General features: G+C 59.6%; 8 protein-coding genes and 3 pseudogenes. 6 read left to right on the forward strand and 5 right to left on the reverse strand.

The window, feature by feature from the left end; all coding sequences use genetic code 11:
* Positions 1–77: 77 nt before the first annotated feature.
* Entirely contained in the window at positions 78–578 is a 501-nt protein-coding gene (gene tpx, locus CKW15_RS24575) for a thiol peroxidase (protein ID WP_095060144.1), read from the reverse strand.
* 261 nt (positions 579–839) lie between these two features.
* On the opposite strand from tpx, the gene CKW15_RS24580 reads away from it, so the two are divergent.
* Positions 840–1,265, forward strand: coding sequence for a YciI family protein (locus tag CKW15_RS24580; protein ID WP_095060146.1), 426 nt, complete (start codon positions 840–842; stop codon positions 1,263–1,265).
* Here the strand turns inward: CKW15_RS24580 and CKW15_RS28885 are convergent.
* A pseudogene (locus CKW15_RS28885) lies at positions 1,233–1,584 on the reverse strand (hypothetical protein); the annotation flags it as partial. The gene CKW15_RS24580 and the pseudogene CKW15_RS28885 overlap by 33 nt on opposite strands.
* Positions 1,585–1,858: 274 nt before the next feature.
* On the opposite strand from CKW15_RS28885, the pseudogene CKW15_RS24590 reads away from it, so the two are divergent.
* Both CKW15_RS24590 and CKW15_RS24595 read left to right on the forward strand, forming a co-directional pair.
* Positions 1,859–2,542: pseudogene (locus tag CKW15_RS24590) on the forward strand (spermidine synthase); the annotation flags it as partial.
* Positions 2,542–2,940, forward strand: a pseudogene (locus tag CKW15_RS24595) (tetratricopeptide repeat protein); the annotation flags it as partial. The pseudogenes CKW15_RS24590 and CKW15_RS24595, both read left to right, overlap by 1 nt.
* A gap of 51 nt (positions 2,941–2,991) precedes the next feature.
* Here CKW15_RS24595 and CKW15_RS24600 read toward each other — a convergent pair.
* Together CKW15_RS24600 and CKW15_RS24605 are read right to left on the reverse strand one after the other, a co-directional pair.
* The gene (locus tag CKW15_RS24600) at positions 2,992–3,486 is read right to left on the reverse strand and encodes a hypothetical protein (RefSeq protein ID WP_095060148.1); all 495 of its coding nucleotides are present in this window, start codon (positions 3,484–3,486) and stop codon (positions 2,992–2,994) included.
* A 133-nt stretch (positions 3,487–3,619) separates the two neighbouring features.
* Positions 3,620–4,141, reverse strand: coding sequence for a GNAT family N-acetyltransferase (locus CKW15_RS24605; RefSeq protein WP_095060150.1), 522 nt, complete (start codon positions 4,139–4,141; stop codon positions 3,620–3,622).
* A 225-nt stretch (positions 4,142–4,366) separates the two neighbouring features.
* Here CKW15_RS24605 and CKW15_RS24610 point away from each other — a divergent pair, with 225 nt between their 5' ends.
* The 3 genes from CKW15_RS24610 (at position 4,367) to CKW15_RS24620 (ending at position 6,681) form a co-directional block, all read left to right on the forward strand.
* A complete protein-coding gene (locus CKW15_RS24610) occupies positions 4,367–5,800 on the forward strand; it encodes a PLP-dependent aminotransferase family protein (RefSeq protein ID WP_095152837.1) in 1,434 nt (477 codons plus the stop codon).
* Positions 5,801–5,923: 123 nt separating this feature from the next.
* Complete coding sequence (locus CKW15_RS24615; RefSeq protein ID WP_095060154.1) at positions 5,924–6,217, forward strand: putative quinol monooxygenase; 294 nt, start codon at positions 5,924–5,926, stop codon at positions 6,215–6,217.
* Positions 6,218–6,474: 257 nt separating this feature from the next.
* Positions 6,475–6,681, forward strand: coding sequence for a hypothetical protein (locus tag CKW15_RS24620; protein WP_095060156.1), 207 nt, complete (start codon positions 6,475–6,477; stop codon positions 6,679–6,681).
* Positions 6,682–6,804: 123 nt separating this feature from the next.
* Here the strand turns inward: CKW15_RS24620 and CKW15_RS24625 are convergent.
* A partial coding sequence (locus CKW15_RS24625; RefSeq protein WP_143498512.1) for an NAD-glutamate dehydrogenase domain-containing protein occupies positions 6,805–8,372 on the reverse strand: 1,568 nt, incomplete at its 5' end.

Consider the following 8,372-nt stretch of genomic DNA (forward strand, 5'->3'; position numbering starts at 1 on the left):
GTTTTCTGTAAGACACTGAAGCACAAATGAAAACGGCCTGGACAGAGCCAGGCCGTTAATAAGTGTAAAAGCTACGCTTATTTCAGAACAGCAAGTGCCGCTTCGTAGTTCGGCTCGTCAGCGATTTCGCCAACCAGCTCGCTGTGCAGCACGTTGTCGTTCTCGTCCAGTACCACAACGGCACGGGCGGTCAGGCCTTTGAGCGGGCCGTCAGCGATGGCAACACCGTAGTTTTCGATGAACTCGGCGCCGCGCAGGGTCGACAGGTTCTGTACGTTTTCCAGGCCTTCGGCGCCGCAGAAACGGGCTTGGGCGAACGGCAGGTCAGCGGAGATGCACAGCACGACAGTGTTGGCGACGTCGCCGGCCTTGGCGTTGAACTGACGCACGGAAGTGGCGCAGGTCGGGGTATCGACGCTTGGGAAGATGTTCAGCACTTTGCGCTTGCCGGCAAAGTCTTTCAGGGTGACGTCGGACAGATTGCCGGCAACCAGGGAAAAGGCTGGCGCCTTCGAGCCGGCTTGAGGCAGTTGGCCGTTGACTTGAACCGGGTTGCCTTTAAGAGTGACTTGAGCCATGAACGGAGTCCTTCTGACGTGGTGGTGGAGAGTTTTTGACGAGGCAGAAGTTAACCACGAAATTGTCCTACGACCTATGGCAAAAACAAATTGTCACGCATCGGCGACAATAATTGGATACAACTTGCCGCCCTCCTTCCTTTGAACAACACAAAACCCTGTGGGAGCGGCGGCCAAAAAATTAGCGGGCCGTGTTGTCGATTCAAGCAGGAGCCGTTCGACTATCCAGCGAATCTTCAAAAATCCAGCGGAGACACCACCATGCGATTCATGATCATCATCAAAGCCAGCCCCGATTCTGAAGCCGGCGTGATGCCCAGCCAGGAACTCCTGACCGCCATGGGCAACTACAACGAAGAACTGGTCAAGGCCGGCATCATGCTCGCGGGCGAGGGCCTGCACCCGAGCAGTAAAGGTGCCCGTGTGAAGTTCTCGGGCGAAAATCGCTCAGTGATCGACGGACCGTTCATTGAAACCAAGGAATTGATCGCCGGTTTCTGGTTGTGGAAGGTGAAGTCAAAAGAAGAAGCCATCGAATGGGTCAAGCGTTGCCCCAACCCAATGCCGGGCACCGAGGCCGAGATTGAAATTCGCCAGGTGTTTGAAGCCGAAGATTTTGGCGCTGAATTCACGCCGGAACTGAGGGAGCAGGAAGAGCGGGTTTGGGAACAGGCGAAGAAGAACTGATTCTTTGTTGCGTTCAGCCTGACTATGCAGCGTAGACAAGGATTGCTTGAGTTGAAGCAACGCTTGATCACTGGCCGGCTCGCGGCCGTAACAGGCGCACAGGAACGTTTGCAGGCGCGGGCTGAGTCGGCCGATTCCAGCCAGGCAGCGTGCCGGGCGCTGAGTCGCGCTTGCCAGGCCAGGCAGGCGCGATTTACGAGCGGGCGGGTGAACCAGACCAATGCCAACAGGGCCGGCAACAATGCCAGCCACCCGATCCATTGCCCGGAAAGGTGCAGTCGATTTTGCTGGCCGAGTTTTTCAGGTCCTCGGTGATCGAGACCCGAGCGTCCGTACTGGCCCAAGGACGACGCGGCCTTCGTCAAGGCCAACACTCCGCGCGGCGTGATCCACAGCTTCGCCAACGGCAAGATCGAAGACACCGGCGAGCGGACTCACTTATGAAATGCGAACACAACCCCTGTAGGAGCTGGCTTGCCAGCGAAGTCGTCTTTACAGTCGATATAGATACTGACTGAACCACCGCTTTCGCTGGCAAGCCAGCTCCTACAAGGTTTGTGTTTACGTCGAAATTGGCAAAAGGCAACAAATCCATGCCCTCACGTGTCGCCAGCAAGTCGTCGGCCATACCTGCCCCTGATGTCGTCTCCCCTGCGCTGCTGATGCCCGCCCTGCTGCTGTTCGTCTCCGGTGCTGCGGCGCTGGTGTACCAGGTGCTGTGGATCAAGCAGTTGTCGTTGGTGGTGGGCGTCGAGGTGTACGCCATCACCACGGGGATCAGTGCATTTTTTGCCGGGTTGGCGTTGGGCGGTTTGCTGTTTGGACGCTGGGCCGACCGGATGCAACAACCGGTGCTGTTGTACGCCGGGCTGGAAGTGCTGGTGGCCGTACTTGGCGTAGGTGCGACTTTCGCCATGAGTCTGGCGGCCAGTCCGTTTGCCTGGCTGGAACAACAGATCGGGCCGCTGGTCTGGGTGTTGCCGTTTGCGCTGGTGGGCATTCCCGCGCTGCTGATGGGCGGCACCTTGCCGGTGTTGGTTCGCTCGCTGACCAGCGACCCGCAACACCTGGGCAAGGCCGGTGGCCAACTCTATGCCGCCAATACCGCCAGGGCCGTCGCCGGGCCCCTGCTCGCGGCGGCCGGTGCCTTGTGGTTCCAGCGTCAGCGCCAGGCTCCAGTTGAAATTCCGTTCAAGCATCACGCAGAGCAAACGACCGATCGCCTGGCCCTGTGGCTGTACTCCATCGCCGGTGGCGTCGCGCTGGGTTATGAAGTGAATGGCTGGAGGCCAATGGCCGTGGTCAGGACGCTCAGGCGTTGCTGGCGCAAAGCCTCAAGGACCATCCCGACGCTGCCCTGCTGCAACACACCCAGGGTTTGTCACTGGTGCGGGCTGGCAAATCGGATCAGGCCATGCCTTTCCTGCGCAAAGCCGCACAACTGGAGCCACAAAGCGCCCAGTTCGGTTACGTGCTGGCGGTGGCGCTGCATGACAGTGGCAAGGTCGATCAGGCCTGCGAGGAACTGGAAAGATTGCTCAAAGTGCAACCGGCCAACCGCAATGCGCGGTTGTCGCTGATCCAGTGCTACCCCGACAACGGCCAGGAACCGAAAGCCCAGCTGCTGTTGCAAGGCTGGAAGAAAATGAACATGGGTGATCCGGCGTTGAAGTGAGCCGGGGCCCGCTACCTGTAGAAGCGGGCGCAGCGCTCATCTCTGGAACAGTCAAATGCGGTTGCGGGGAATCAAGCCTTGCAACTGCTGCGCCAGAAAATTCGCATCGAACTCGAAGACATCCGGATCTTTCAAACCATTGGTCTTGCGCCATTGCCAACTATTGGCCGGTGGTTGGCAAACCAGTGAAACGCTGCCAAGGCGCGCAGCCGTCAAGCCCGCGATCCCCAAAGCAACCTGGCCGCCCGTGCCCATCACTTCCGGAACAAATTCCACCGGTTTACCGGTAATCACGATGGACAGTTTCTCGGTCTTGAAGGTCGATGTCTCAACCGGAATGCTGGGGCCCGAGGCGACATACGCGTCGCGTTTCACCTCCAGCAGACTCGGCGCCTGCACCGGCGCCAGCCATTGCTCGATCTGATCGAACAGCTCGCTGATGCGCGCCGCCCAAACCGCCGACTGAGACTCGAACAATTGCTTTTTATGCGCTTCACTTTCTGCGTAGTGGCGCAGCATTTCACCCAGTTGCTGTACATCGTCCATTGCGGTGTTCCTTTGATTGGAGCGGTGCTACGGAGGTTGAGCATGGCAGATGCGCGCCGCACGCGTACGACTAAACGCGTGAGCGGCACCTCCGGCTGAATGCCCAAGGCAAACCTCGCACCAGGCGTTTGACTCAAACCGCCTGTGGCTTGTGACGCAGGCGTGCCATGCTAAAGGTGTCCACCAGCACGCCATCGCGCACGGCGTAGTCACGAAACAGGCCTTCAGTTTCGAAGCCAAACTTTCGATACAGCGCGATGGCCGCTTCATTGTCCGCATACACCGAAAGCTCGACCCGGTGCAGGTTCATCCAGTTGTCGGCGATATCCAGCGCCGCCGCCAGCAACTTCGAACCGACACCCTTGCCCTGCCACGCGACGGCGACGCCCATACCGAAACTGCCGGCATGGCTACGACGACTGCGCGAATACTGTTCCAGGCCGATGTTGCCGATCACGGTCCCTTGATGCAGGGCCACAACTTTCACCAACCGCTCGTGATCCTGAGCCAGGCGTTTACGCCAGAGTTCGGTGGATTGAAACGGCATTTGCAGGGTTTGACGACCTATCAACGGATCGTTGTAAAGCGCGGTAATACCCTCGATGTGCGATTCGCTGAAGCGTTCGAGGGTGATGACGGGATCGGTGGTGGGCATGAGTGATTCAATCCTTGATACAGACATGGCTGTTCACTCTATACCGCTATCTAATGTTGTGGCGATTATAAAAATCTGGGGGCGAGCTTGCTCCCACAGGTTTGATTGGCCTCAATTTTCAGACCGGCAATCAGGCCATTACGCGACGCAACTTCTGGACAACACACGGATGAGGGTAATCTGGTGCGACGCACACGCGCCTCAATTGCTCCGGAGCTTGGCGGTATGGAACTACATGTTGTCATCAATGGCCGCAAAGACCTCGCCGGCCAGTTGTACAACCAACTGCGCAGCGCCATCGAGACCGGTCGCCTGGCAGCCGGGGCGCAACTGCCGCCCAGTCGCCTGTTGGCCGAACAACTGGGCATTTCGCGCAAGACCATTTCCGACACCTACGCACAACTGACCTACGAAAACTTCCTCACCGGCGTGGTGGGCAAAGGCACCTACGTCAACGCACGGACGTCGAAAGTGCAGCACAAGCAGAGTCACTCGGAGCTGGCCGGTTGTGAGGTGATCGAATCCTGGCGCAACCTGCCGGTGTTTTTGCGCCACCCGACGCTGGAGGGCTCGCTGCGTTACGACTTCATTGGCGGCGCCACCACCAAGGGGCAGTTTCCCCACGATGACTGGCGACGCTGCACCGCCCATGCATTGCGCCAGATTGCGGCATCAAAAGGCTATTACAGCCTGCCCGAAGGCTTGCCGGCGCTGCGCAACGCCATCGCACAGCACATCGCGTTCTCTCGCGGGGTCATTTGCCAGGACGAAGACGTGGTGGTGTGCAACGGCGCGCAGCAAGCGCTGGACCTGATTGCCCGGGTGTTGATCCGTCCGGGCAGCATCGTCGCCATGGAAGACCCCGGTTATCCGCCGGCACGCCTGTTGTTCGGCACCCATGGCGCCACGGTGATCGGCGTTCCGGTGGATGCCCAAGGCATTGTGGTCGACAAAATCCCCCTCGGCACTCGGCTGATCTATGTCACCCCGTCCCACCAGTTTCCGCTCGGCATGCCCATGAGCCAGGCGCGCCGGGTGGCGTTGCTCGCCAAGGCTCAGGAACTGGGCGCGATCATTATCGAAGACGATTACGACAGCGAATTCCGTTATGAAGGACGGCCCACCGACTCGCTGCAAAGCATGGATGAATGCGGGATCGTTGCGTACGTCGGCACGTTCTCCAAAACCCTGCTGCCAGAACTGCGGCTGGGCTACACGATCCTGCCGCCGGCCATCCTCGAAGCCGTGGTGCGGGCCAAACAGCTCACCGATTTGCACACGTCCACCCTGCCGCAATGGGCTTTGGCCAAGTTCATCGCCGAGGGTTGCCTGCTCAAACACATTCGACGCTGCCATACGATCTATGCCGGTCGCCGCGACCGCATCCTGACGCGCATGGCTGGCGACCTCTCGCCCTGGCTTGAGGCGGTGCCGAGCACGGCGGGTTTCCACATGGTGGTGATGTGCAAAGTGCCGATGGATATTCCCTTGGTGATCGAACTGGCGAAAAAAAACGAAGTCAGCCTGTACTCCATCGACAGCTTTTTCTATCAGGAAGCACCACGGGCCGGGCTTTTCTTCGGGTTTGGCGCCATCGAAACCCTTGATATCGACATTGCCCTGGACCGTCTGCGCGACATCCTGCAGCAGGTGGCCTGAACGATTCGCCTGCGGCTTTATCCGGCGATTGGCTATTGGCGGTCCCCAGGTGCGGGCCTATTCTGGATAGGCGTGATCCCTCAATGAGCAGGATTCGTCCGGCCTGATTCAGGAGTGAGAACAATGGCCCATGAAGTGATCAATACCGTACAGGTGCAGGCCGCCGCCGGCCGCTCGGACGAACTGGGTAAGCAACTGCAAAAGATTGTCGACACCCTGCGTGAACTGCCGGGCTGTGATTCTTATATGGTCGACCGCTGCCCCGAGGACACCAACCGCTGGACCGTCAGCGCCCGCTGGCAGTCGGAAGAAGCCATGCATGCGCACTTCGATCGCCCTGAAGTGCAGGGTTTTATCAGTCTGATCGACAGCCAGTTGGCCAATGCCGTGGACTTCAATAGTTTTCCGATCGTTTAAAAAAAACACCTGTGGCGAGGGAGCTTGCTCCCGTTCGTCTGCGCAGCAGACGCAAATCAAGCAACCGCGTGCCTGACCCTGCGCATCTGCTGGACTTGGGGCCGCTGCGCAGCCCAGCGGGAGCAAGCTCCCTCGCCACAGTTGATCCCCTTAGCCCTATCATTGGTCCCCTCTCCTTCCCGAATATTGGCTGTTTAACGGCTACCGCTTGCGCACTACTGTGGTTTGCAACGACCAACCCTCGCAGGTGATGAACCATGAACGTTGTCCTCTTTTGTGCTGCCCCTCTTGCCGCCCTGGCCCTAATGGTTTCTGCCTCGGTGTTTGCCCATGAGCCTTCGGAAAAGGTCACGGTGCTGAAAGACGAATTGCTGAAAAACGCCAGCGCGACCCAACCTGCCAGGTTGCTGGTGTTCATGGTATTGGCGCCGGACGAAAAAGTGCTGATCCCACTGGAAAACTGATGACCGCCCCTGCCCCCCTGTAGGAGCGAGCCTGCTCGCGATGAGGCCCGATCAAACACCACAAAACCTGCAGGCAAAAAAAACCCGCATCTCTCGATGCGGGTTTTTTCATTCAGCGCCTGATCAGGCCGCCGGTTCCAGCTCAGCAGCGACAGCGGCAGGTACAACCGCCTGCCCGCTCAACGCCAGGTCCAGCAGTTCGCGGTTGGCGACCGCGTACATGGCGTAATCGGTGCCGCTGGCGGCACGGATTTCCACCAGCATGGTGCGCCAGCGCTCGATCATGCTCGCGTGCTGCTCCATCCACAGCGCCAGGCGTGCTTCCACGTCCTGGGTGCCGTCGCCCTGTTGCAGGACCGAGATGGTGATCGCACGTTGCTGCCAGTCGACGTCATCACGGAACGCTTCACGGGCCAGGGCCTGCCAGTTGTTTTCAACCGGCAGAGCGCTGATCTGTTGCAGGTACCAAGTGATGTCCAGCGCGCTGCCCACGGCGAAGTAAGCCTTCGCTACGTCGGCGGCGTTCTGGCCGGTCACGTCGGAAGCCTCGATGATTGGCAGCAAGGTGTACAGGTGAGTCGTACCTGCAACCATGCGCGCCAGCAACTCAGGCACGCCAGCCGCGACGTAAGCCTGGTAACGGGTCTGCCAGCCTTCGCGGGTCGGGCCTTCCAGCAGTTCGTCGAGCTTGAGGCCCAGCGCTGCCAGATGCGGACCGAAGTGCGCGACGTCACGGGCAGCGTTCTGCTCGTTGCGACGGGTGCGCAGGAACCAGCGCGTGGCGCGACGGCCCAGACGCATCAGCTCGTCCATCAGCTCCAGTTGCACGTCGGCGGAGACCTGGTAGTCCAGGGCTTCGATCTGACGGAACCAGTGCGGGAGATGGAAAATGTCACGCACGATTACATAAGCGCCAGCCACGTTCGCCGGGCTCATGCCGGTCGACTCTTTGAGTCGCTGAACGAAGGTGATGCCCATGTGGTTGACCAGGTCGTTGGCGATCTGGGTGCTGACGATTTCGCGCTTCAGACGGTGACGGCGCATGGCCGCGGAGAACTTGCTCACCAGCGTCGGCGGGAAAGCGGTTTCCATGTCGCGGGTCAGGTAGTCGTCGTCCGGCACCAGGGAGCCCAGCAACTGCTCCTTGAGGTCGATCTTGCTGTAGGAGATCAACACCGACAACTCGGCACGGGTCAGGCCATGGCCTTCAGCGATGCGTTCGTTGATGGCCTCTTCAGCCGGCAGGAACTCGATGGCGCGATCCAGCTTGCCGCGGCCTTCCAGATCGTTCATCAGACGCTTGTATTCGGCAATCCGCGGCAATGCGCGGCGGGCTGCCAACGACAGGGCCTGAGTCTGCTTGTAGTTGTTGCCCAGCACCAGACCACCGACTTCGTCGGTCATGCTCGCCAGCAACTCATTACGTTGCTTGTCGGTCATGTCGCCAGCCTGAACCACTTCGTTCAGCAGGATCTTGATGTTCACTTCGTGGTCGGAGCAGTCCACGCCACCGGCGTTGTCGATGAAGTCGGTGTTGGAACCGCCGCCATTGAGACCGAATTCCACACGACCCAGTTGGGTCATGCCGAGGTTACCGCCCTCGCCCACGACTTTGCAGCGCAGTTCGTTGCCGTTCACGCGCAGTGCATCGTTGGCCTTGTCGCCGACATCGGCGTGGCTTTCGGTGCTGG

The organism is Pseudomonas sp. Irchel s3b5 (assembly GCF_900187435.1).
Classification (GTDB): Bacteria; Pseudomonadota; Gammaproteobacteria; order Pseudomonadales; family Pseudomonadaceae; genus Aquipseudomonas.